The organism is Mycobacterium sp. KBS0706 (assembly GCF_005938675.2).
Classification (GTDB): domain Bacteria; phylum Pseudomonadota; class Alphaproteobacteria; order DSM-16000; family Inquilinaceae; genus Inquilinus.
The window spans coordinates 37,702-60,198 of record NZ_VCCH02000022.1 but is presented as its reverse complement, the minus strand read 5'-3'; the positions used below and the strand labels follow the sequence as shown (position 1 = coordinate 60,198).

The window sequence follows — 22,497 nt, the reverse complement described above, 5'->3', positions numbered from 1 at the left end:
TTAGCCCCCCTTGGCCTGGGAAATCGGCCCCTGGAAGGCCGGAACGGGGCTGGGGGTGTCCTGGGTGCCGGCGGACCCAAAACGGCCGCCCTCGGGGCAGCCCCCGGGGTTAGACGGCCTGTAACGGCGGTACAGGGGATACCCCCCGATGCCGTCTTCCTCGACCGTCCACTCGGCATAGTGGTGAATCGAGTCGATCCGCATGCCGTAGCCCTTGCCATCCCACGTGTAGGCAGGCCCGTCCGGGCAGCGGGCCGCGACCAACCGGCGGCAGAGGCTGCACAGGTCGCGGTCCTTGAAACCCCAAGCCGAATGCAGCGGCGGCAGCAGCCGGCCGGCGCGGACCGGGCGGCGCTGGATGTCGATACGAAGCGGGTCCATGCTACACACCCGCCTTGGGTGCGCGCGGGATGCGGCGGTACTGCATGACCGGGCGCTGCGGCTCGTCCGCCTTCGCCGGGTGGGTCAGCCGCGCCTTGTAGGCCAGATAGGCATCCTCGGGCACCCGGACGTTGCGGCCGAACACGGCGACCGGCAGTTCCTTGCGGGCGATGATCCGGGTCACGCTCTTGACGCTCACGCCGATGTCCTCGGCGATGTAGCGCATCGACAGGTAACGGCTCATGGGCCGGCCCTCCTCTGGTGAGAAAGGCCGATAAACTGTGCCAGCTATTTGGCCCGCCGGAAGACTGAAAACCCGGCCAACAGCCGGGTCAAATCAGAGCCATCTCTCGCATGTGCATCCAAGCATTGCCGCGGGGCTTTCCGATTTGGCCCGCTGTATGGGCCTCGTCATATCAGTTTAGCGGGTCAAATCCCGTCCGCGCTTGCCTGCCATGATCGAGGGTTCGAGCTTGCGTGCTGCCCGCCAAGCGCGTTCGGCCGGGTTCTGCTTCACGCTGAACTCGTCGATAGCCGCCGCCACGGCGTCCCCCGCCTCAGGCCAGGGCTCGGCCAGACCTTTGGCGATCAGCCATTCCATCACCTCGACCTCGCGCAGCGACAGCAGTCCGCGCCACAACTTCAAGGCCGCCAATAGTTGCGGGCAGTCGAGCATGTGCGGCAGGTTCGGCGTGCCCAGCGGGAACCGTTGGCTCGATACATCAGCGACGGTCAGGGCGCGGCATGCAATATGGTCGAGAAGAGGCTTGAACTCCCCATCGCCGACATGGGTATACGCCGCGATCGGCGGCACAATAACCACCGCCGGGCCCGCGTCGTCGGCTGCGGCCGTGACCGGGCGGTCACCATCGATCCGCATGCGGTAGGTCCGCTCGTAGATCGCGCCCGCTGCCGCTGTGAGAGCGAGTTGGGCCGCCATCTGCGGCGTTGTCCGCAGCGCCGCCCGGATCACGGCCACCCCTTCTTGCGCCCAGACGAGCGTGCCATGGTTCTTGATCATGCCCCGACGATGCCGCGATTCGTGCTATCGAGCATAGGGGCCATGTGGTTTTGGAATGCTAATGCCGCGGAATGCTGGACCATAAGTCATTGACACGAAAGAGGAAATTGCCTCGACCCCGCCGTATCGGGGAGAGGGAGGGGCCCGCTGCGTCGGCAACGGGAGGGTGAGGGGGCGTTCGCGCCGACGCAGGAAGGGCACGGCCCATGAACCTCTATCTCCGCCTCATCCGGGTCGTGGTCGCGGCGCTGTTCGGGCGCCGGCTGAGCCTGTTCGACGACAGCGTGGTGCGGTTCCGGGTCTGGCCGAACGACCTCGATTTCAATCTGCACATGAACAACGGCCGGTACCTGACCATCATGGATCTCGGCCGCACCGACCTGATGCTGCGGATCGGGCTGGTCGGCCTGCTGTGGCGCCGGCGCTGGGCGCCGGTGCTGGGCGGGGCGACGATCCGCTACCGACGCTCGCTTGCCGCCTGCGCCGGCTACCGGCTGCGCAGCCGGCTGCTCGGCTGGGACGAGAAGTGGCTGTATCTCGATCAAAGCTTCGAGGACGCGAGCGGCGCCGTCGCCGCCCATGCCGTGGTCAAGGCAGTGTTCCGCCGTCGCGGCGGCACGGTGCCGACGGCGGAGATCGCCGCCGCCTTCGGCTGGACCGGTCCCCCGCCCGAATTGCCGGCCTATGTCCAGGCTCTCCGCGACGGCGAGGAGGCGATGCGCGAAGGCCTGCGCGAAGGGCCCCGCGCCGCCTGATCTTCGCCTTGTTCCCGCCGCGAGGCCGGGCCAGTCTGGCGCCCGAGTCCGACGGGGGAGGGGACGGATGAGAGTTCTGGCAGGCTTTGTCATTGCCGCATCGCTTGCAGCCCTGCCCGGATTGCCCGCCGCGGCGGCCGGGTCGCCCGATGCTAAGGCGCTGGCCGAGGCGATCACCACGCTCTACGTCCCGCTCGGCTTGACCCGGGCCGTGATCGCCAGCTGCGATCGGACCGATGCCCCCGGCGCTGCAGCCCATGCGGCGGCGCTGGAGGCGTGGCGCAAGGCGAACGACGCCGACCGGCTGGAGCGGCTGGTGGAGCGGGTCATGGCGCAGTACGACGCTTTCGCCAAGGCCCGATCGAAGCTCGACGCCGCACTGCAATCGCAGGCCGACGCGCTGGTGCAGAAGACGCCGCTGGCCTGCGGCGCCCTGCCGGCGGTGTTCGGTGGCAAGTCGTTCGCGCTCGCCGCCAATGCCGGGCCGGCCCGTGGCGTGCTGGAGGCCTTTGTCGGGACCGAGCCGAAGCCGAAGACGCTGTACACGGTGGGCCAGCTCTCCGCCCTGGCAGCCGAGGCCCGGCGCCAGGCGCCCGGCGACGAGGACGAGAAGACAGACTGGGCCTCCAACCTCCTGGGCCGGCTCGGGGTGATCGCCGTCTCCGGCCGGGCCGTCGACGACGACCGGCTGCAGCAATGGACCGTCGACCAGCAGTCGCTGTGGACCGCGTCCTGCGACTTCGACGACGAGGCCGAGGAGACGCTGTTCGCCCGGGAGCAGGGCCGCGACGTCGTCGTCGCCGGCCGGATCGGCCGGGTCTACGACTTCAAACTCGTCACCCTGGAAGGCTGCCGGGTGCTCGACGGGCCGGAGGGTATCGCCAAAGCGAACATCCCGGAGGAGACTGGCCTGACGGCCAAGCCGAAGACGCTGTTCTCGATCGCCCAGCTTTCGGTCGTGGCGAAGGAGCTGTTCCGGCGCACCCCCGGCCAGAAGGACGACGACAAGGTCGATGCCGTCACCACGGCGATGCAGCAGCTCGGGCCGATCGCGCTCAGCGGCCACTCCGACGGCGACGACCGGCTGCAGCAATGGCTGCCGGAGAAACGCTCGATCTGGAGCGCCAGCTGCGACTTCGCCGACGATGCCGAGAAGAAGCGGTTCGAGCAGACGGACGGCAAGGACGTCACCGTCATCGCCCGGATCAGCCGGGTCTATGCCTTCGAGGTGTTCAACCTGTCCGACTGCCGGCTGCTGGACGACCCGTCGCGCCTCGCCCGCTCCGACCTGCCGGAGGACGGCGGGCTGGAGTACCGGCCGCCCGGCGCGGAGGAAGTGAATGCCGGGCCGGATAAGGGCGTCCTGGCCGGGCAGATCGAGGCGATGCTGTTCCGCGAGCAGTTCCAGCTCGGCATCAACCCGACCGGGGGCACCTACACCAACCGCAACGAGGAAAGCTTCCTGCTGCTGAAGGACGGCACCGCCTATCGCTACGAGTTCGACTACCCCCCGACCGATCTCGACGCCGACCAGGTCCGCCGCCGGGCGCCGCAGGACTGGTCGCGCTGGGAGCGGCCGGGCGAGAAATACGTGATGACCGCGGCGGCGGGGGAGAAGGCGGACCTGCCGAGCTTCACCGTGCTGAAGCCGTTCCCGCCCGACGCCCGGCTGGACCGCAGCTACTACTATCTGAACGTGTCGATGGGCGGCGTCACCCGGCGCATCGACCTGAAGTTCCGGCCCGACGGCACCTTCGAGCGGCACCAGGGCGGCAGCTTCTTCATGCAGAGCATGGCCGGGACCGGGCCGGATGGCGGCTCGGTCGGCGTCTCCGGCGGGGGCATGGCCGCCGTGATGAACGAGAACGGCTTCTCGATGGGCGGGGCGCTGAAGTCGCGGGACACGGCCGGACGCTATCGGCTCGACGGCTACACGCTGCAGCTGACCGCCGACGACGGCACGGTGACCCGGCTGCGCATCGGCGTCCCCGGCGACGACGTCAAGGCGCCGGGGACGCTGAACATCGGCGGCACCAGCTACTGGGACGCGGCGAAGGAGAAGTAGGGAGGGGGCTGTTCCGCTCCCCCCCTTTTGTCATGCCCGGGCTTGACCCGGGCATCCAGAGTCTGTCGAGACCTTCTGGATTGCCGGGTCAGGCGCGGCAGTGACAGAAAGGGAACAGGAGTGGGTCTGCGAGAGCCCCGCGCCGTTACGACGCGTGGTCCTTCTTCCACTTCTGGACCTTGCGCAGGATCATGTTCCGGCGCAGCGCCGAGATATGGTCGACGAACAGCACACCGTTCAGATGGTCGATCTCGTGCTGCACGCAGGTGGCCAGCAGGCCGGTCGCCTGCATCTCCTGCGGCGCGCCGGTCTCGTCCAGGTAGCGGACCTTCACCTCGGCGGGACGCACCACCTCGGCCCATTGCTCGGGCAGCGACAGGCAGCCTTCCTCGGCCGTCTGCAGCTCCTCCGACGCCCAGGTGATCTCCGGGTTGATCAGGCGCAGCGGCGCCGGCGGCTCGTCCTTGCCGGCGACATCGATGACGATGATCCGCTCCAGCACGCCGATCTGCGGCGCGGCGAGGCCGATGCCCGGCGCGGCATACATCGTCTCCAGCATGTCGTCGGCCAGCCGGCGGACGCGGTCATCCACCGCGGCGACCGGCTTCGCCTTGGTCTTGAGACGGGAATCGGGGGCGATCAGGATCGGGAGCTTGGCCATGGCGCGATCCAGATAGGCATGCGGCGAACAGGGGTCAAGCTTCGCCATCGGCAGAGCTGTTGTGTTAGGGTGCGCGCGCGCCGCCGGGCGCGACAGAGCGACGACACAGGACGAGAGCCGTGACTGCGATAGCCAAGCCCGAAACATCGCTGCTCGCCGACATGGCGCCGGAGGAGCAGGAGCGGCTGCGGTCGATCGCCGAGGACGTCCGCAGCGGTGCCAATTGGGTGGTGCGCAAGCGCAAGCTGCTCGACACGCTGCTGGCGATCGAGGCGGCGATCGGCGGCACGCCGAACGAGGCGCTGATCGGCGACGACAGCGACTTCGCCGCGCTGCGTGACGAGATCCGCAAGATGGAGGAAGCTGCCCAGGCCGCCGCGGCCGCCGCCGGCGAGGCGCTGGACGAGCCGCTGGATGAGGACGAGCTGGCCGCCGCGGCCAACGAGATCGCCTTCCTGACCGGCCTGCCGACCTATGTCGGTGCGGTGCTGGAGATGCTGGACGAGCGTGAGGTCAGCACCGTCGAGCAGGCAGCCTTCTACCACCTCTCGGCCCATCCGGAGCACCAGCGCGCCGCCGATGCCTGGTTCGACGCGGACATCCGCAACGACAAGGCGTTCCGCAAGTTCCTGCGCGCCAACCGCGACTATTCCGACCTGCTCGACCGGTTCGAGGAGATGCTGGACGTGGTCGAGGAGGGGCCGGAGGACGAGGAGCTCGACGACGTCGAGGTCACCCGGCACTGACACCAGCGGCCTGAGCCATCAGATGAAACCCGGAAACGCCATCTTCTCCGGCCTCGGCACCACAGTGTTCGAGGTCATGTCCCGGCTGGCGCGGCAGCACGGCGCGGTCAATCTCGGCCAGGGCTTCCCGGACGGGCGCGGGCCGGAGGACGTGCTTCGGGTCGCCGCCACCGCCGTCACCGATGGCTGGAACCAGTATCCGCCGATGCTCGGCCTGCCCGAGCTGCGCCAGGCCGTGGCGGCGCATGACAAGCGCTTCTACGGGCTCGAGGTCGACCCCGACAGCGAGGTCGTGGTCACCTCCGGCGCCACCGAGGCGCTGGCGGCGGCGCTGTTCGCGCTGATCGAGCCGGGCGACGAGGTGGTGCTGTTCGAGCCGCTCTACGACGCCTATCTGCCGCTGGTCCGCCGCGCCGGCGGCGTGCCGAGATTCGTCCATCTGACGCCGCCCGGCTGGTCCTTCGACCGGGCGGCGCTGGCCCGCGCCTTCTCGCCGCGGACCAAGGCGGTGCTGTTCAACAACCCGCTGAACCCGGCGGCCAAGGTGTTCGGCGCGGCCGAGCTCGACCTGCTGGCCGAATTCGTCGAGGGCTCCGACGCCTACGCCATCTGCGACGAGGTCTACGAGCACCTGGTGTTCGACGGCCGGCGGCACCAGCCGCTGATCGCCCGGCCCGGCATGCGCGACCGCTGCCTGAAGATCGGCTCGGCCGGCAAGACCTTCTCGCTGACCGGCTGGAAGGTCGGCTACATCACCGCCGCGCCGGCGCTGGCGACGCTGCTGGGCAAGGCGCACCAGTTCCTGACCTTCACCACGCCGCCGAACCTGCAGGCCGCCGTGGCCTACGGCCTGGCCAAGGGCGACGACTATTATGACGGGCTCGTCGCCGAGCTGCAGGGCAAGCGCGACCGCTTCGCCGCCGGCCTCACCCGGCTCGGGCTCGGGGTGCTGCCCTGCGACGGCACCTATTTCGTCAATCTCGACATCGGCTCGACCGGCTTCAACGGCGACGACCAGGCCTTCTGCCGGCACCTGATCGAGGAGGTCGGCGTCGCCGCCATCCCGGTCTCGGCCTTCTACGCCGAGTCCCCGCTCTCGACCGTGGCCCGCTTCTGCTTTTCCAAGCAGGATGCGGTGCTGGACGAGGCGCTGGCGCGGCTGGCCAAGCGTTTCGGCTAGGCGAGACGACTCTCTGGACAGCCGGGCAGCGGAATGCCTTTCTCGCAGCTACGATCCTGCGAAGGGAGGCCGCCCTGCTCGGCTCGATCCGCAACCATCTGCGGCACCACACCCGCTTCTATGCCGGCGTGCTGCTGGGGGTGGCGCTCTGGTTCGCCCTGGGCGGCAGGGCCGGCGGCCCGATCGCCGTCGTCGTCGCCGGCGATGCCTTCTTCGGCCTGTATCTCGCCTGGACCGTGGTCCTGGCCCGGCATGTGACGCCCGAGTCCTTCCGGCATCGCGCCGATATCGACGATGAGGGGCTGCCGCTGATCGTGCTGATCACGATGATCGCGGCCGGCCTCGGCGTGGCCTCGATCTTCAGCCTGCTGAACCAGGCGCAGGGGCCGGCGCCGCTGCATCTGGTGCTGGCGGTCGCCGGCGTGGCGCTGGGCTGGGCCACGCTGCACACGGTGTTCACCTTCCGCTATGCCCATCTCTATTACGGCAAGGCGGAGGGCGGGCACGGCAAACGCCAGGATGCGCGCGGGCTGGAGTTCCCGGGCGATGAGGAGCCGGGCGTGTGGGACTTCCTCTACTTTTCCTTCGTCATCGGCATGACGGCCCAGGTCTCGGATGTGCAGGTGACCGATTCGACCATGCGCCGGATGACTCTCGGCCACGGTATCCTGTCCTTCTTCTTCAACGCCGTGATCCTGGCGCTGGCGGTCAATATCGCGGCCGGCCTGGCGAACTGATCGATCCCGCCCTTGACAGGGCCGCCCATTCGCCCGACCTTTATCGCAGGTGCAACAAACGAAAGGAGGTGATCCGATGTCTAGCGCTCCGGTGACCATGATCTCCGTGGCGGCCCTGATGGGACGTGCGTCGGATCGGGCGATGTCGGCAACCTCCGGTCTGCCGGCCTGACACCGACCATTTCGTCGCGGTGATCCGCGAGTGCCGGCACTCAAGACCGGCGCCTCACCGAACGTTCAACTCCAACCGCCGCCCTCCGGGGCGGCGGTTTCTATATCGGGGCGAGGGTTTCGGAAGCGGGGCGAGCCCCAGCATTGTGCAATGCACCCATGCGATGGGTGTCCGCCATTGACTTTCGATCTCGGCGCCGCCACTTCTACGATCGAATTCAATCACCATCCCGGCATGGTTTCGCCGCTGCCCCGCGACACGCGATCCGCAGCGCAGGACGACGTCTCGTGCGCGTCCGTAAGGCCACACCATGTGGGTCCGGAGGGGATCCGCCGGGACCGGCTTCAGCAAGGGAGAATAATACATGCAGAACGACAAGCCTCTCGCCGGCAAGACGATCGCCATCCTCGTGTCGAACGGGTTCGAGGAAGTCCAGATGACCGAGCCGCAGCGGGCCCTGCTCGCCGCCGGCGCCACCCTGAAGATCGTCTCGACCGAGCAGGGGCTGGTCAATGGCTGGCATGAGAAGGCCTGGGGCCACTACTTCGCCGTCGACGTGCCGCTGTCGAACGCGCTGGCCGCGGATTTCGATGCCGTCCTGATCCCGGGGGGTGAGCGCGGCGTGGCCAAGCTGGCCGCCAACCCGCACACCAAGCGCATCCTCCGCGGCTTCGCCGATGCCGGCAAGCCGATCGCCGCTCTCGGCGTCGCGCCGCAGCTGCTGGCGCTGTCCGAGCGGATCCAGGGCCGCACCGTCGTCGCCAATGACAGCGTCCGCGAGACGCTCGAGGCCGCCGGCGCCAAGCTGGCCGACGAGGCCGAGACCGTGGTGGTGGACGGCAGCCTGATCACCGCCCGCGACGACCTCGACATGCCCGCGTTCAAGGACGCGATCGTCGAGCATTTCACGACCGTCGCCGCCTCGCTGGCCGCGGCCGCCTGATCCTCCGGGACCAGGACCAAATAAAAAAGGGCGCCGGTTTCCGGCGCCCTTTTTATTGCAACCGGACCTCGGAAGCCCGCCTTTCAAGCCCATCCCCGTCATGGCGAGGAGCGTAGCGACGTGGCCATCCATAGGCCCCGTGCCCCTGATGGCCACGCCCCTGCGGGGCTCGCCATGACGGGTCGATAATTCAGGCTGCGGTCCTACGCCGCCGCGTCGCGCCGGGCCGGGGTCGGGGTGTCCCAGAAGTGGCAGGCGGCCTGGTGGCCGGGGCTGCCGACATCGGTCAGCTGCGGCGCCACCTGGGCGCACAGGTCCTGCGCCTTCGGGCAGCGGGTGCGGAAATAGCAGCCGGTGGGCGGGTTCAGCGGGCTCGGCAGGTCGCCGGTCAGCACGATCCGCTTCTTGCTGCGCTCCGCATCCGGGTCGGGCAGCGGCACCGCCGAGATCAGCGCCTGGGTGTAGGGGTGGCGCGGATTGTCGTAGATGTCGTCGCGGTCGGCGATCTCGGCCAGCTTGCCGAGATACAGCACCATGATCCGGTGGCTGATGTGGCGCACCACCGACAGGTCGTGGCTGATGAAGATCAGCGACAGCCCGAACTGGCGCTGCAGCCGCATCAAGAGGTTGACGATCTGGCTCTGGATCGAGACGTCGAGGGCCGAGACCGGCTCGTCGCACACGATCAGCTTCGGGTTCAGGATCATCGCCCGGGCGATGCCGATGCGTTGCGCCTGGCCGCCGGAAAATTCGTGCGGATAGCGGTTGATCATCTCCGGCCGCAGGCCGACCAGGCCCATGATCTCCTCGACCTTGGCCCGGCGTTCCGTCTTGCTCAGCTTGCCTTCGAACACGTCGAGCGGCTCGCCGATGATCTCGCCCACGGTCATGCGTGGATTCAGCGAGGCCAGCGGGTCCTGGAAGATGATCTGCAGGTCCTGCCGCTTCTCGCGCATGGCGTGGCTGTCGAGATTGGCGATGTTCTCGCCCATCCACACCACCTGGCCCGCGGTCGGCGGGATCAGCTGCAGCACGGCGCGGCCGAGGGTCGACTTGCCGCAGCCGGATTCGCCGACGATGCCAAGCGTCTCGCCGGCCTTGAGGTCGAAGCTGACGCCGTCAACCGCCTTCAGGCTGTCGCGGTGGCTGGACCAGATGTGCCGCTTCGGCATCGAGAAATGCACGCGCAGGTCGCGCACCGACAGGATCGGCTTGCCGTCCGAGGGGAGGGTATCGGTCATGGCGCGGGCCTCAATGACGGGTCCGGGCGGCGCGATCGGCGTCGATGACGGCGCGATCGGCCTCGGTCAGGGGCAGCTGGGCCAGATGGCAGGCCTTGGCCCGCCGCACGTCGCCCGTCTGCAGGTCGCCGCCGCAGGGGCGCAGCCGCGGCTCTTCCGCCACGCAGCGGGCATGGGCGTAGCGGCAGCGCGGCTGGAAGTTGCAGCCGGGCGGCAGATCCTGCAGGTTCGGCGGCTGGCCGCCGATCGACGGCAGCTCGGCATGCCGGTCGGAGTTCAGCCGCGGCATGCTCTGCAGCAGGCCTTCGGTGTAGGGGTGCTGCGGGGTGTAGAAGATGTCCCGCACCGACCCGGTCTCGATCACGTTGCCGGCATACATCACCATCACCCGGTCGGCCAGGCCGGCGATGACGCCGAGATCGTGGGTGATCAGCACGATCGAGGTGTTGAACTCGCGCTTCAGGTCGCGCATCAGGTCCAGGATCTGGGCCTGGACGGTGACGTCCAGCGCGGTGGTCGGCTCGTCGGCGATCAGCAGGTCCGGCTGGCACAGCAGGGCCATGGCGATCATCACGCGCTGGCGCATGCCGCCGGAGAATTCGTGCGGATACATGCCGATGCGGCGCTTCGCCTCCGGGATGCGGACCAGGTCCAGCATCTCGATCGAGCGCTTCAGCGCCTGGCCCTGGGTCATCCCCTTGTGCTGCACCAGCACCTCGGTCATCTGCCGGGAGATCGGCAGATAGGGGTTCAGCGACGTCATCGGATCCTGGAAGATCATCGACATCTTCGAGCCGCGGAAGCGGTTCAGCTTCGCCGGCGGCAGGCCCAGGATCTCCTGCCCGCGGTACTGGACGCTGCCGGTGGCGCGGCCGTTCGAGGCCAGGAGCCCCATCACCGACATGAACAGCTGGCTCTTGCCCGAGCCGCTCTCGCCGACGACGCCGAGCGTCTCGCCGGCGGCGATGTCGAGCGAGATGCCGTTCACCGCGGCGACGACGCCGTCGCCGGTCTGGAAGCGGGTGTCGAGGTTGCGGATCGCCAGGATGGTCTCCGCCTGGGCGGCGGGGGAGGCCACGGTGCCGGTCATCGGGGTCGGGGAGGTGAGGACGGTTGCGGTCATGAGCTCAGCGATCGCGCGGGTCGAGGGCGTCGCGCAGCCCGTCCCCGATGAAGTTGAGGCAGAACAGGGTGACGGCCAGGAACACGGCCGGGAACACCAGCATCCACCAGGCGATGGTCATGCTGCGGGCGCCTTCCGAGATCAGCACGCCCCAGCTCGTCATCGGCTCCTGCACCCCGAGGCCGAGGAAGGACAGGAAGCTTTCCAGCAGGATCACCTGCGGCACGGTCAGCGACATGTAGACGATGACGGGACCGAGCGTGTTCGGGATCACGTGCTTGCGGATGATGCCCCAGCTCGACACGCCGCAGGCATGCGCCGCCTCGATGTATTCCTTGCGCTTGATCGACAGGGTCTGGCCCCGGACGATGCGCGCCATGTCCAGCCAGTTCACCGCGCCGATGGCGACGAAGATCAGGAAGATGTGCCGGCCGAAGAACACCATCAGCAGGATGACGAAGAACATGAACGGCAGCGAATACAGCACGTCGACGACGCGCATCATCATGCTGTCGACCCGGCCGCCCAGGAAGCCGGAGGTTGCGCCATAGGCCACGCCGATGATCAGGCTGACCAGGGTGCCGACGATGCCGACCATCAGCGAGATCTGGCCGCCATAGAGGGTGCGGACCAGCAGGTCGCGGCCATTCGCCTCGGTGCCGAAATAATGCGCGGCGGTGCCGTCGTCCGCGGCCGCGAAGCTCGGCGGTGCGGTGAAGGCGGTGTAGTCGACCTCGTCCAGCCCCCAAGGCAGGAGATAGGGCCCGACGATGCAGGCGATCGCGATCAGGGCCAGCACCGCGACGCTGGCGATGGCCGCCTTGTTGCCGCGCAAGCGCCGCCAGGCGTCCTGCCACAGGCTGCGGCCTTTGATCGGCTTGGCGGCCGGGGGCGGAAGGGTTCCGATGGTGGCGTCGGTCATCGCCGCGTCCTCAATCGTAGCGCACGCGCGGGTCGAGCGCGCCGTACAGCAAGTCGACCATGAGATTGAACAGGATGATCAGCACGGCGAAGAAGATCACCGTGCCCATCACCAGCGTGTAGTCGCGGTTCAGCGAGGCCTGCACGAAGTAGCGGCCGATGCCGGGGATGCCGAAGATCTGCTCGATCACGACCGAGCCGGTGATGATGCCGGCGGTGGCGGGGCCGAGATAGGAGACCACCGGCAAGAGGCCGGCCTTCAGCGTGTGGCGGACGATGGTGATCCGCTCCGGCAGGCCCTTGGCCCGGGCCGTGCGGATGAAGTTCGAGCGCAGCACCTCGATCATGCTGGCCCGGGTCAGCCGGGCGATATAGGCGGTCGGCGGCAGCGACAGCGCGATGATCGGCAGGATGAAGGAGGTCCAGCCGCCGGCGATGCCACCCGCGGGCAGCACCCGCCAGGTCACGGCGAAGATCAGGATCAGCAGCGGTGCCACGACGAAATTCGGAATGGTGATGCCGACCATGGCGATCGCCATGGTGCCGTAGTCGCCGGGGGAATTCTGCTTCAGCGCGGCGATGGTGCCGAACAGGATGCCGAAGAAACTGGCGATCGCGATCGCGATCAGGCCGAGCTGCAGCGAATAGGGAAAGCCCTGATAGATCAGGTCGTTGACCGAATAGTCCTTGTATTTGAACGACGGCCCGAAATCGCCCTGCAGCACGTTGCCCATATAGCGGCCGAACTGCATGTAGAGCGGCTCATCCAGGTGATAGGCCTTCTCCAGGTTCCGCTTGATCTCGATCGGCAGCGGCTTGTCGCCGGCGAAGGGGCCGCCGGGCGCCAGCCGGATCATGAAGAACGCGATCGCGATGATCACGAGGATGGTCGGGATGGCGCCGAGGATGCGGCGCACGGCATAGGTCAGCATCGTTTCAAATCCCTGCCCCCGCCGGAATGCCGGACATGTCGTGGGGGTGAAAAGGGCGATGCCCGCCCTCCGGGTGGAACCGGGGGGCGGGCATCGTCACGGAACCGTTCTTACCGCTCGACGGAGAGCCAGCGCGACAGGTGGTAGTCCTGCACGTTGTCCTCCCAGCCCTTCACGGCCGGCGAGACGGCATGCTTGGTGGTGTAGAAGTAGATCGGGATGATCGGCAGATCCTGGATCATCATCTTCTCGGCTTCGACCATCAGCTCGCCGCGCTTGGCGAGATCGGTCTCGAGGCCGGCCTTCTTCATCAGGTCGTCGAACTTCGGATTGTTGTACTCCGAGGTGTTCTGCTCACCGATGTACTGGGTCTCGAGCTCGAGGAAGTTGTTGGCGTCGTTGTAGTCGCCGATCCAGCCATGGCGGGCGATGTCCGGGAACTGCTTCTTGTCGCGCGTCTCCTGGAACGTGCCCCATTCCTGGTTCTGCAGGGTGACGTCGACGCCCAGCGTCTTCTTCCACATCGCGGCGATGGCGACGGCCACCTTCTTGTGGTTCTCGCTGGTGTTGTAGGTGATCTCCAGCTTCAGCGGCTTGTCCGGGCCGTAGCCGGCCTTGGCGAACAGCTCCTTGGCCTTGGCGTCGCGCTCGGCCTGGGTCATCTTGGCCACGTCGGGCTCGAAGCCCGGGTAGTTGTCGGTGCCCGGCGGCACGAAGCTATAGGCCGGCAGCTGGTCGGCCTGCGTCACATGCTTGATCAGCGTGTCGCGGTCGATCGCCAGATACAGGGCGCGCCGCAGGTCGGCGTTGCTCTTCCACGGCTCCTTGGTGAGGTTGTACGCGTAGAAGTAGGTGCCGAAATACGGCGTGATGTGGATCTGGTCCGGGATTTCCTTCTTCAGGGTCGGGATCTGCTGGCTCGGCAGCTCATAGGTCATGTCGAGCTCGCCGGCCTTGAAGCGCTGCAACTCGGCGTCGATGTCCTCGGTCGGGTAGAACATGACCGTGTCGATCTTGACGTTGGCCGCATCCCAGTAATTCGGGTTCTTGACCACCTTGACATAGCCCTGCGGCACCGCCTCGGCCAGCATGTAGGCGCCGTTCGAGACCATGTTGCCCGGCTTGACGAAGTCGTCGCCGAACTTCTCGTAATTGGCCTTGCTGATCGGGTGGGTCGAGTGGTGCAGCAGCGACGACACGAAATACGGGGTCGGCGCCACCAGCTTGACCTCGAGGGTGTGGTCGTCGACCGCCTTGACGCCCATGTCCTCGAGCTTCTTGCCGTTCTGGCCCAGGCGGATGTCGCGGGCGTTGACGACCTGGTCGAGGAAGTAGCCGTAGTCGCTGGCCGTCTTCGGGTCGATCAGCCGGCGCATCGAGAACACCCAGTCATCGGCGGTCACCGGGGTACCGTCAGACCACTTCGCGTTCTGGCGCAGCTTGAAGGTGTAGGTCAGGCCGTCGTCGGAGACGGTGTAGCTCTCGGCCTGGCCGGGAACCGGCTCGCCCTTGGCGTCGGCCATCAGAAGACCCTCGAAGAGGTCCATCTGGATGAAGGATTCGGGCACGCCCGAGGATTTGTGAACGTCCAGCGTCTCCGGCTCGGAGCCGTTGCCGCGGTTGAGCACCATCTCGGCCAGGGCCGCGCTTGAAACGCTGCCCAGGAGGGCGGCGGCAAGCAGCCCGCGCGCCAGGATTTTGGTGAAGCTGTGCATGTGTTCGCCCCTACTGTTTCCGGTTTCCCGGTCACTGGTTTGTTTGCAAGACGCGCCCCAACGGGCGCGCGCTCGTCCGTCTCCCACCAGCCAGGAGTGATGGCGTGGACGGTATCGTTTCGACCGCATTTGAGCAATCGAATTCGCGGGTCTGCTATGAATCCGGCGCGGGTTTCAAGCCTTGCAAAAGTCGCAAACAGGAAAGTTTCGAATCGGCGTCGCGCTTGTTCTTTACTTTCTTCTTGGCCTCATCTGAGCCGCGATTCCGAAACCGGCCGGGTTACGAAACGCAGCGCCAGCAGCAGGGCCAGAAGAAGCAGCGCCCCCGCCTGGTGCATCGCCCCCAGCCAGACGGGCACCTGCGTGAGCAGGGTGGAGATGCCGAGACCGACCTGGACCGCCACCATCAGCCCGGCCAGATGGCCCCAGCCGACCACCGCCGTACGGCTGCAGCGGGCGGCCAGGGACAGCACCACGAGCGACGTGCCGATGGCCAGCCAGCGATGGGTGAACTGCACCAGGGCGGTGTTGTCGAACCAGTTCAGCCAGGCCGGGATGATGCTGAAGGATTCCGGCGGCGGCAGCAGCCGCCCGTCCATCAGCGGGAAGGTGTTGTAGACCTGTCCGGCGTCCAGCCCGGCGACGAAGGCGCCCCAGCACATGGTGACGGCGACGCAGCCGATCGCGATCGAGGCGTGGCGGCGCAGCGACGGAGCCTTGGCGAAATCGCCGAGCCGCGGCAGCACCAGCCCGTAGGCGGTCCACAGGATCAGGGCATAGAGCAGCACGGCCAGGCCGAGATGCGCGGCCAGCCGGTAATGGCTGACCGAAGGCCGGTCGACCAGGCCGCTCATCACCATGAACCAGCCCAGCGCCCCCTGCAGCCCGCCCAGCACCAGCAGGCCAAGCAGGCGCAGCCGCAGGCCGCGGTCGAGCCCGCCGCGCCACCAGAACCAGGCCAGGCCGGCGGCGAACACCAGGCCGATCAGCCGGCCCCACAGCCGGTGCAGCCATTCCCAGAAGAAGATCTGCTGGAACGCCTCCAGCGACATGCCGGTGTTCTTGTACAGGTACTCCGGCGTCGCCTTGTAGGCGACGAAGGCATCCTGCCAGGCCTGGTCCGACAGCGGCGGCAGCGCTCCTTTGATCGGCGCCCATTCGACGATCGACAGGCCGCTTTCGGTCAGCCGCGTGACGGCGCCGATCACCGCCATGGCGAAGACCATCGCGGCGCACAGGAACAGCCACCACGCGACCGGGCGGGTGGCAGGGGCGGTGGTAGGGCGCAGGGCCGCGGCGGCAGGGACGGAGTGCATGAATCGGCTTATCGCGCCGGTCCGCGGCGGCGTCAAACCTGCTTTTGTCGCAGGGATAGGAAGACGATCGTTTTGAACAAGTGCCGGCCGGGTCCGCCGTCGCGAACCCGGTTTGGCTCACATACCTACCGGATCTTACCCTTGCGCGGGTCGTAGGGGTGGCTCGCGCCCCACTCCTCGACGAAGCGGACAAGCTCCGGGTCGGCCGGGTCGGGCAGGGTCACCGCCAGCTTCACATACTGGTCGCCGCGGCTGTCGCCGGTCGCGCTGCGCACGCCCTTGCCCTTCAGCCGCAGCACCGCGCCGCTGTTGGCGCCCTTGGGGATGGTCAGCATCACCGGGCCGACCAGCGTCGGCACCTCGACGCGGCCGCCCAGCACCGCCTCCTGCAGCGACACCGGCAGGGTCATGCGGATATCGTTGCCGTCGCGCTCCAGCACCGGGTCGGGCATGATCCGGACCTCGATCAGCGCGTCGCCGGGCACGCCGCGCCCGCCCTTCTCGCCCTGGCCGCGCAAGCGGATGGTCTGGCCGTCGGTCAGGCCGACCGGCAGGGTGATCTTGAGCGAGCGGCCGTCGGCCAGCGTCACCGTGGTCTCGCCGCCCTCGACGGCGAGGCGGAACTCGGCCCGCAGCGTGTAGCTGATGTCGCGGCCCTTGGCGCCGGCCCTGCCGCCGGCGGCCCTGGCGCCGCCCTGGCCGAACATGCCGCGCAGGATGTCGTCGAGGTCGCCGGCATCGGTGAAGGCGTCGTAGGTGTCGGTGCGCTGGTACCGCGTGCCGCCGGCGCCGCTTCCGGCCCAGCCGCCGCCGGGCCGGCGGGCATAGGCGCGCTCGGCGCCGTTGGCGTCGATCTCGCCGGCGTCGAAGCGGCGGCGCTTCTCGGCGTCGCTCAACAGGTCATAGGCGGTCGACACCGCCTTGAACCGCTCCTCGGCGCGCGCGTCGCCCTGGTTCAGGTCGGGGTGGTGCTTCTTGGCGAGCTTGCGATAGGCCCGCCGGATCTCGTCCTCGCTGGCGGTGCGGGCCACGCCCAGCACGGCATACGGGTCATCCATGGCTCGGATCTCTGGGGGTAAGTCCTTGATCCGGGTACATGATGTCGTGCCGCCTCGGTTTCAACGCTCCCCCTCGCCCCTGCGGCCTTCAATTTGCGGTTGCGTCGCCGTCGAAGCGCCGGCGCCAATCGGCCAGCTGATGCGTGATGTCCAGCGCCGCGGCCAGCGCCGCCCGGCCTTCCGGCCCGCTGACCGCCGGCGGCCGGCCGTTGCCGACGCTGTCGAGGAAGCTCTGGATCTCCAGCTTCAGCGGGTCGCCGGTCTCGAATTGCTGCTCCTCCTGGTACAGCTCCGGCTGGCCGTCGCGGCCGCGGGTCTTGCGGATGAAGGTCAGCTTGGCCTCGCTCAGGTCGACCATGATGTAGCCGTCCTGCTGGAAGATCCGCATGGTGCGGTGGCGCTTCCAGCTGACCCGGCTGGCGGTCACCGTCGCGGTGCAGCCATTGGCGAATTGCAGCCGGGCGTTGACGATGTCGTCGGCCTCGCTCAGCACCGGCGCGCCGACGGCGTCGATCCGGTCAACCGGCGATCCGACGATCTTCAGCACCAGGTCGATGTCGTGGATCATCATGTCGAGCACGACATTGACGTCGGTGCCGCGCGGCTTGAAGGCGGAGATGCGCTGGCATTCGATGTAGCGCGGCCGGTCCAGGATCTTGGCCAGGCCCTGCACCACCGGGTTGAACCGCTCGAGATGGCCGACCTGCAGCACCAGCTTGCGGTCGGCGGCCAGGCGGCTCAGCGCGTCGGCCTCCTCCAGCGTGTTGCTGATCGGCTTCTCGATCAGCACGTGGATGCCGGCCTCCAGGCAGGTGCGCGCCGTGTCGAAATGCGCGTTGGTCGGCACCGCGACGCTGACCGCGTCGACCTGGCCGATCAGCTCGGACAGGTCGGTCACCGCCCGGACGCCGAGCTTGGTCGCCAGCGCCCCGGCCCGGCCGGGGTCGGTGTCGCAGACCGCGACCAGCTCGGCCTCGGGCAGCTCCGCATGCTTGGCGGCGTGCAGGCTGCCGAAATAGCCCGCCCCGATCACCGCGGTCCGGGTCCGCTTCATGTCATCTCCACGCTCGTCAGCAACACTGCTCCGCCTTCCTAACGCTGTTGCCCACGCTTTGACCAGCGGTGATACGCTTCCGCTTGACGGGCGCGCCGCCCGGGGCGAGGAATACGTCCGACTTAACAAGCGGGTTGCGAACATGGCTGGCAGGCTGGCGGGCAAGACGGCGGTGCTGACCGCGGCGGGGCAGGGGATCGGCCGGGCGACGGCGCTGGCCTTCGCCCGCGAGGGGGCGACGGTCTATGCCACCGACATCAACGAAGCGGCGCTGCAGGCGCTGGCGGCCGAGGCGCCCGGCGTCACGGTCACCCGGCTCGACGTGCTCGACCACGGCGCGATCAAGGCCTATGCGGCCCAGCGTGGCGCCGTCGACGTGCTGTTCAACTGCGCCGGCTTCGTCCATGCCGGCACCATCCTCGATTGCGAGGAGAAGGACTACGACTTCTCCTTCAACCTCAATGTCCGCTCCAACTACCATATGTGCCGCGCCTTCCTGCCGGCGATGATCGCGGCCGGCGGCGGCGCCATCGTCAACGTCGCCTCGGTCTGCTCCTCGATCAAGGGCCTGCCGAACCGCTTCGTCTACGGCGCCACCAAGGCCGCCGTGCTCGGCCTGACCAAGTCGATCGCCGCCGATTTCGTCGGCCAGGGCATCCGCTGCAACGCCATCTGCCCGGGCACGGTGGAGACGCCGAGCCTGCATGACCGGATGGCGGCGCAGGGCGATGTCGAGAAGGCGCGCGCCGCCTTCGTGGCGCGCCAGCCGATGGGCCGCCTCGGCACCGCCGAGGAGATCGCGTCGCTGGCCGTGTACCTGGCCTCGGACGAGGCCTCCTACCTCACCGGCCAGGCGATCAACGTCGACGGCGGCATCACCATCTGATAGCGGCTTCCGGCCGCCCACCACCCGAGACTCCAGGGAGAGAACACCGATGAAGCTGCTGCGCTACGGCCCCGCGGGGCAGGAGAAGCCGGGCCTGCTCGACGCCGAGGGCCGGATCCGCGACCTGTCGGGCGTGGTCCCCGACATCGCCGGCGACGCGCTGACCCCCGCCGGCATCGCCCGGCTGAAGGGCCTCGACCCGGCCACTCTGCCGGTCGTCTCCGGCAACCCGCGCTACGGCGCCTGTGTCGCCGGCACCGGCAAGTTCATCTGCATCGGCCTGAACTACTCCGACCACGCCGCCGAGACCGGCGCCACCGTGCCGCCGGAGCCGATCATCTTCATGAAGGCCACCAGCGCCATCGTCGGCCCGAATGACGATGTCGAGATCCCGCGCGCCAGCGAGAAGACCGACTGGGAGGTCGAGCTCGGCATCGTCATCGGCAAGCCGGCGAAATACGTGTCCGAGGCCGACGCGATGAGCCATGTCGCCGGCTTCTGCGTCATCAACGACGTGTCCGAGCGCGCCTTCCAGACCGAACGCCACGGCCAGTGGACCAAGGGCAAGAGCTGCGACACCTTCGGCCCGACCGGCCCCTGGCTGGTGACGCCGGACGAGGTCGGCGATTACGACAACCTGCATATGTGGCTCGAGGTCGACGGCCACCGCTACCAGAACGGCTCGACCAAGACGATGGTCTACAAGACGCCGTTCCTGGTCAGCTATCTCAGCCAGTTCATGGGGCTGCGGACCGGCGACATCATCTCCACCGGCACCCCGCCGGGCGTCGGCATGGGCCAGAAGCCGCCGAAATACCTCAAGGCCGGCCAGACCATCCGCCTCGGCATCGAGAAGCTGGGCGAGCAGGCCCAGAAGACGGTCCAGGCCTGAGGACCGATCCGCGGATGACACGGGCGCAATCGCGCCCGTGTCATCCGTCGCATTAATTTGCGGTAAATCGTCTTGCCGTCCGCGACGGCGGTGTACCATCTCTTCGTGTGATAGGGGACACGCCCGCTTCGGCGTGCCGCGTTCAGACAGATGGTGTCACCATGCTGAAGGTGTTCCACGTCAATCCGCGCCGCGCTGCGGTATTCGCCGCGCTCGGTGCCGCGCTCGCGCTGCCGCTGATGGTTCCCACCCCGGCCGAGGCCTGGTGGCGCGGCGGTTGGGGCGGCTGGGGCGGATGGCACGGCGGCTGCTGCTGGCATTCCGGTGTCAGCATCGGCATCGGCCTGCCGCTCTACGCGCCGCCGCCGGTCTATTATGCGCCGCCGCCCCCGGTCTATTACGGGCCGCCGCCGGTGGTCTATGGGGCTCCGCCGCCGGCCTATGGGGTCTACAGGGCTCCGCCACCGGTCTATGACGCGCCGCCGCGCACGGTCTATGCGGCGCCGCCGGCGCGGGCCTGGGTGCCGGGCTATTGGAGCCGGGGCGTCTGGGTCGAGGGCCACTGGCGCTGAATTCCGGCTTCTCCGGGCCGTCTGTGCCCTAGGTCACAGCGCCGGCCCGCCAACTTCGCCATAGTTCCACCTGCGCCTCGGTCGGATGGTCCGGTCGGGGCGTTGCGCTGGAACGAAGCGCGGAGTTGGAACATGAGCATCATCGGAATGCCCGGCCTGGAGCCGGACGATTCGATGGCGCAGAGCGAAGGATGGGTGAGTTCGGGGACAGAAGCCCGGTCCGCCCGAGTGTCCTGGTCCGAGGTCGCGGTCGCCTGGGTGGCCGTACCCGTAGTGCTCAGCGCCATTACGGCGATCATCGCACTGTTGTCTTGAGCTTGCGGTCAGCGTCGCGGCAGCGTCAGCAGCCCGACGCCGCCCAGCACCAGAAGCGCCCCGACCACCTGCAATCCCGTCAGCCCTTCGTCCATCCCGGCCCAGGCCAGGAGGATGGTCGAGACCGGCCCGAGCGCGCCCAGCAGCGACGCCCGGGCGGCGCCGATCCGCTTCAGCGCCTCGCTGGTCGCCCAGACCGGCAGCACCGTGCCGACCACCGCGATCCAGGCGGCGATGCCCAGCACCTTGCCGGACACCAGCAGGTGGTCGGCCGGGCGCAGCACGAAGAACTGGGCGATGCAGGCGACGCAGGCCGTCATCATGGCGATGGCGGTGAACCGGGTGCTGCCGATCCGCGGCACCGTCTCGCTGCCCCAGACCAGATAGGCGGCATAGGCCAGGGCGCTGAGCAGGATCAGCCCGGCGCCGCCCAGCCGGGCCGCGTCGAAGCTGTCGGCCGCGGCGTCCAGTACCAGGAACAGCCCGGCATAGGCGACCGCCAGGCACAGGATCTCCCGCCGCTGCGGCCGCCGGCCGAGCACCACGGACGACAGCGCCAGCACGAAGGTCGGGTACAGGAACAGGATGATCCGGCCCAGCCCGGCCGGCACCGTGCGCAGCCCCAGGAAGTCGCAATAGCTGGCGATCCAGTAGCCGAGCAGCCCGAGCGCCGCGGTGCGCAGCAGGTCGCCCGGCGCCAGCGGCCCCGCGGCCCGGCGCCGGGCCCAGGCCCACATCGCCACGAAGAAGGGCAGGGACAGGCCCATGCGCAGCGCCAGCAGCGTCTCGGCGTCGACGCCCTCGGCATAGCCCAGCCGGATCAGCACCGGCCGGGTGGAGAAGGCCAGCACCCCGAGGATCGCCAGCAGATAGCCGACCGCCTCGCCGCGCCGGCTGCCGTCCACGCGCGCCGCGGCGGTCATGATGCCAGCGTCGCGGCGAAGCGCAGCCGGACATAGTCGGCGCTCCAGTTGGCGGACTGGTCGCGCAGGCTGGGCGCCAGCAATCCCTCGACCTCATCCAGGATCCCGGCCCGCGCCGCGCCGCCTATGCCGTCGAGCAGCGGGTTGGCGAAGGTGTCGAGCCAGCCGCGCATGCCGGTGGGCAGCGGCGTCGGCCGCGGCACCAGCCCGATGCTGTCGACACGGAAGCCCTGCGCCTCCAGCTTCGCCCCGTATTCGGCCGGGGTCGGGAAGAACCAGGGGATGCGGGCGGCGCCGTCGAGGCCGCGGGCATTCAGCGCCGCGACCAGGGCGGTGACGATCGCCGCGACATTGCCGTGGCCGCCGAACTCGCCGACGAAGCGGCCGCCCGGCTTCAGCGCCCGCCGGACGCCGGCGATCACGGCGTCGGGCTGCCGCATCCAGTGCAGCGCCGCGTTGCTGAACACGGCGTCGAACTCGGCCTCGAAGGCCAGGGCCTGGCCGTCGGCGATGCGGGCGTCCAGCCCCAGGGCGCGGGCTGCCGCCACCAGCTCGGCCGAGGCGTCGGCGCCGACCACTGTGGCGCCGGCCGCCGCCAGCTTCGCGGTCAGGGCGCCGTCGCCGCAGCCGAGATCGAGGATGCGCTCGCCCGGCTGCGGCGCCAGCAGTTCGAGCACCGGCTGGCCCAGATCGGCGACGAAGCGGGCGTTGCGGGCATAGCCCTCGGCGCTCCAGGACTGCGCTTCCTTGATCGTGCTCATGGCGGTGGTTCCCTGTTGGTCCGGCAGACTATTGCGCCGGCGGGCGTCCCTGGGCCAATGCCCGATGGGTGTATCGGTCGTGACGGCGCAAAGCGGGCAGGGGCCGATATGCCGATTTTCTACAAGA

General features: G+C 68.5%; 24 protein-coding genes. 10 read left to right on the top strand and 14 right to left on the bottom strand.

Annotated features, from left to right (window positions below):
* The 3 genes from FFK22_RS14435 to FFK22_RS14425 form a co-directional block, all read right to left on the bottom strand.
* The gene (locus FFK22_RS14435) at positions 1-381 is read right to left on the bottom strand and encodes a hypothetical protein (protein ID WP_138889440.1); all 381 of its coding nucleotides are present in this window, start codon (positions 379-381) and stop codon (positions 1-3) included.
* Between the two features lies 1 nt (position 382).
* Positions 383-625, bottom strand: a complete 243-nt coding sequence (locus FFK22_RS14430; RefSeq protein ID WP_138889441.1) for a helix-turn-helix domain-containing protein — start codon at positions 623-625, stop codon at positions 383-385.
* Positions 626-802: 177 nt separating this feature from the next.
* Positions 803-1,402, bottom strand: coding sequence for a hypothetical protein (locus tag FFK22_RS14425; protein ID WP_138889442.1), 600 nt, complete (start codon positions 1,400-1,402; stop codon positions 803-805).
* Between the two features lie 206 nt (positions 1,403-1,608).
* Here FFK22_RS14425 and FFK22_RS14420 point away from each other — a divergent pair, with 206 nt between their 5' ends.
* Entirely contained in the window at positions 1,609-2,157 is a 549-nt protein-coding gene (locus FFK22_RS14420; protein ID WP_138889443.1) for a thioesterase family protein, read from the top strand.
* Positions 2,158-2,224: 67 nt separating this feature from the next.
* Complete coding sequence (locus FFK22_RS14415) at positions 2,225-4,222, top strand: hypothetical protein (protein WP_138889444.1); 1,998 nt, start codon at positions 2,225-2,227, stop codon at positions 4,220-4,222.
* Between the two features lie 145 nt (positions 4,223-4,367).
* Here the strand turns inward: FFK22_RS14415 and def are convergent, their stop codons facing one another.
* Positions 4,368-4,883 (bottom strand): peptide deformylase, encoded by a 516-nt coding sequence (gene def, locus FFK22_RS14410; RefSeq protein WP_138889445.1) that lies wholly within the window; start codon positions 4,881-4,883, stop codon positions 4,368-4,370.
* A gap of 119 nt (positions 4,884-5,002) precedes the next feature.
* Between def and FFK22_RS14405 the strand changes: the two genes are divergently transcribed.
* From FFK22_RS14405 to FFK22_RS14390, 4 genes are all read left to right on the top strand, one after another.
* Positions 5,003-5,629 (top strand): hypothetical protein, encoded by a 627-nt coding sequence (locus FFK22_RS14405; protein WP_138889446.1) that lies wholly within the window; start codon positions 5,003-5,005, stop codon positions 5,627-5,629.
* A gap of 22 nt (positions 5,630-5,651) precedes the next feature.
* The gene (locus FFK22_RS14400; RefSeq protein WP_138889447.1) at positions 5,652-6,809 is read left to right on the top strand and encodes an aminotransferase; all 1,158 of its coding nucleotides are present in this window, start codon (positions 5,652-5,654) and stop codon (positions 6,807-6,809) included.
* 128 nt (positions 6,810-6,937) lie between these two features.
* Positions 6,938-7,546, top strand: coding sequence for a DUF1345 domain-containing protein (locus FFK22_RS14395; RefSeq protein ID WP_186002465.1), 609 nt, complete (start codon positions 6,938-6,940; stop codon positions 7,544-7,546).
* Positions 7,547-8,082: 536 nt separating this feature from the next.
* Positions 8,083-8,661 carry a DJ-1/PfpI family protein gene (locus tag FFK22_RS14390; RefSeq protein WP_138889449.1) on the top strand — a complete coding sequence of 193 codons (579 nt, stop codon included), beginning with the start codon at positions 8,083-8,085 and terminating at the stop codon, positions 8,659-8,661.
* Between the two features lie 203 nt (positions 8,662-8,864).
* On the opposite strand, the gene FFK22_RS14385 is transcribed toward FFK22_RS14390, so the two are convergent.
* From FFK22_RS14385 to FFK22_RS14350, 8 genes are all read right to left on the bottom strand, one after another.
* Positions 8,865-9,902: an ABC transporter ATP-binding protein gene (locus tag FFK22_RS14385; protein WP_138889450.1), complete on the bottom strand. Its 1,038-nt coding sequence runs from the start codon at positions 9,900-9,902 to the stop codon at positions 8,865-8,867.
* Positions 9,903-9,912: 10 nt separating this feature from the next.
* The gene (locus FFK22_RS14380) at positions 9,913-11,025 is read right to left on the bottom strand and encodes an ABC transporter ATP-binding protein (RefSeq protein ID WP_306770110.1); all 1,113 of its coding nucleotides are present in this window, start codon (positions 11,023-11,025) and stop codon (positions 9,913-9,915) included.
* A 4-nt stretch (positions 11,026-11,029) separates the two neighbouring features.
* Positions 11,030-11,947: an ABC transporter permease subunit gene (locus FFK22_RS14375; protein ID WP_138889451.1), complete on the bottom strand. Its 918-nt coding sequence runs from the start codon at positions 11,945-11,947 to the stop codon at positions 11,030-11,032.
* A 10-nt stretch (positions 11,948-11,957) separates the two neighbouring features.
* Positions 11,958-12,878, bottom strand: a complete 921-nt coding sequence (gene oppB / locus FFK22_RS14370; protein ID WP_138889452.1) for an oligopeptide ABC transporter permease OppB — start codon at positions 12,876-12,878, stop codon at positions 11,958-11,960.
* Between the two features lie 110 nt (positions 12,879-12,988).
* Positions 12,989-14,593: a peptide ABC transporter substrate-binding protein gene (locus tag FFK22_RS14365; protein WP_138889453.1), complete on the bottom strand. Its 1,605-nt coding sequence runs from the start codon at positions 14,591-14,593 to the stop codon at positions 12,989-12,991.
* A gap of 248 nt (positions 14,594-14,841) precedes the next feature.
* Positions 14,842-15,909: a COX15/CtaA family protein gene (locus tag FFK22_RS14360; protein ID WP_138889454.1), complete on the bottom strand. Its 1,068-nt coding sequence runs from the start codon at positions 15,907-15,909 to the stop codon at positions 14,842-14,844.
* Positions 15,910-16,034: 125 nt separating this feature from the next.
* The gene (locus tag FFK22_RS14355) at positions 16,035-16,967 is read right to left on the bottom strand and encodes a DnaJ C-terminal domain-containing protein (protein ID WP_138889455.1); all 933 of its coding nucleotides are present in this window, start codon (positions 16,965-16,967) and stop codon (positions 16,035-16,037) included.
* A gap of 88 nt (positions 16,968-17,055) precedes the next feature.
* Positions 17,056-18,021, bottom strand: coding sequence for a Gfo/Idh/MocA family protein (locus FFK22_RS14350; RefSeq protein WP_138889456.1), 966 nt, complete (start codon positions 18,019-18,021; stop codon positions 17,056-17,058).
* A gap of 142 nt (positions 18,022-18,163) precedes the next feature.
* Here FFK22_RS14350 and FFK22_RS14345 point away from each other — a divergent pair, with 142 nt between their 5' ends.
* The 4 genes from FFK22_RS14345 (at position 18,164) to FFK22_RS14330 (ending at position 20,686) form a co-directional block, all read left to right on the top strand.
* Entirely contained in the window at positions 18,164-18,907 is a 744-nt protein-coding gene (locus tag FFK22_RS14345; protein WP_138889457.1) for an SDR family oxidoreductase, read from the top strand.
* A gap of 49 nt (positions 18,908-18,956) precedes the next feature.
* A complete protein-coding gene (locus FFK22_RS14340; RefSeq protein ID WP_138889458.1) occupies positions 18,957-19,799 on the top strand; it encodes a fumarylacetoacetate hydrolase family protein in 843 nt (280 codons plus the stop codon).
* Positions 19,800-19,960: 161 nt separating this feature from the next.
* On the top strand, positions 19,961-20,371 hold the full coding sequence (locus tag FFK22_RS14335; RefSeq protein ID WP_186002464.1) for a hypothetical protein: 411 nt from the start codon (positions 19,961-19,963) through the stop codon (positions 20,369-20,371).
* Positions 20,372-20,503: 132 nt separating this feature from the next.
* Positions 20,504-20,686 carry a hypothetical protein gene (locus FFK22_RS14330; protein WP_138889459.1) on the top strand — a complete coding sequence of 61 codons (183 nt, stop codon included), beginning with the start codon at positions 20,504-20,506 and terminating at the stop codon, positions 20,684-20,686.
* 8 nt (positions 20,687-20,694) lie between these two features.
* Here FFK22_RS14330 and FFK22_RS14325 read toward each other — a convergent pair whose 3' ends face one another.
* On the bottom strand, positions 20,695-21,609 hold the full coding sequence (locus FFK22_RS14325; RefSeq protein WP_138889460.1) for a DMT family transporter: 915 nt from the start codon (positions 21,607-21,609) through the stop codon (positions 20,695-20,697).
* The gene (locus FFK22_RS14320) at positions 21,606-22,370 is read right to left on the bottom strand and encodes a trans-aconitate 2-methyltransferase (protein WP_138889461.1); all 765 of its coding nucleotides are present in this window, start codon (positions 22,368-22,370) and stop codon (positions 21,606-21,608) included. The genes FFK22_RS14325 and FFK22_RS14320 overlap by 4 nt, the downstream gene beginning before the upstream one ends.
* Positions 22,371-22,497 lie beyond the last annotated feature (127 nt).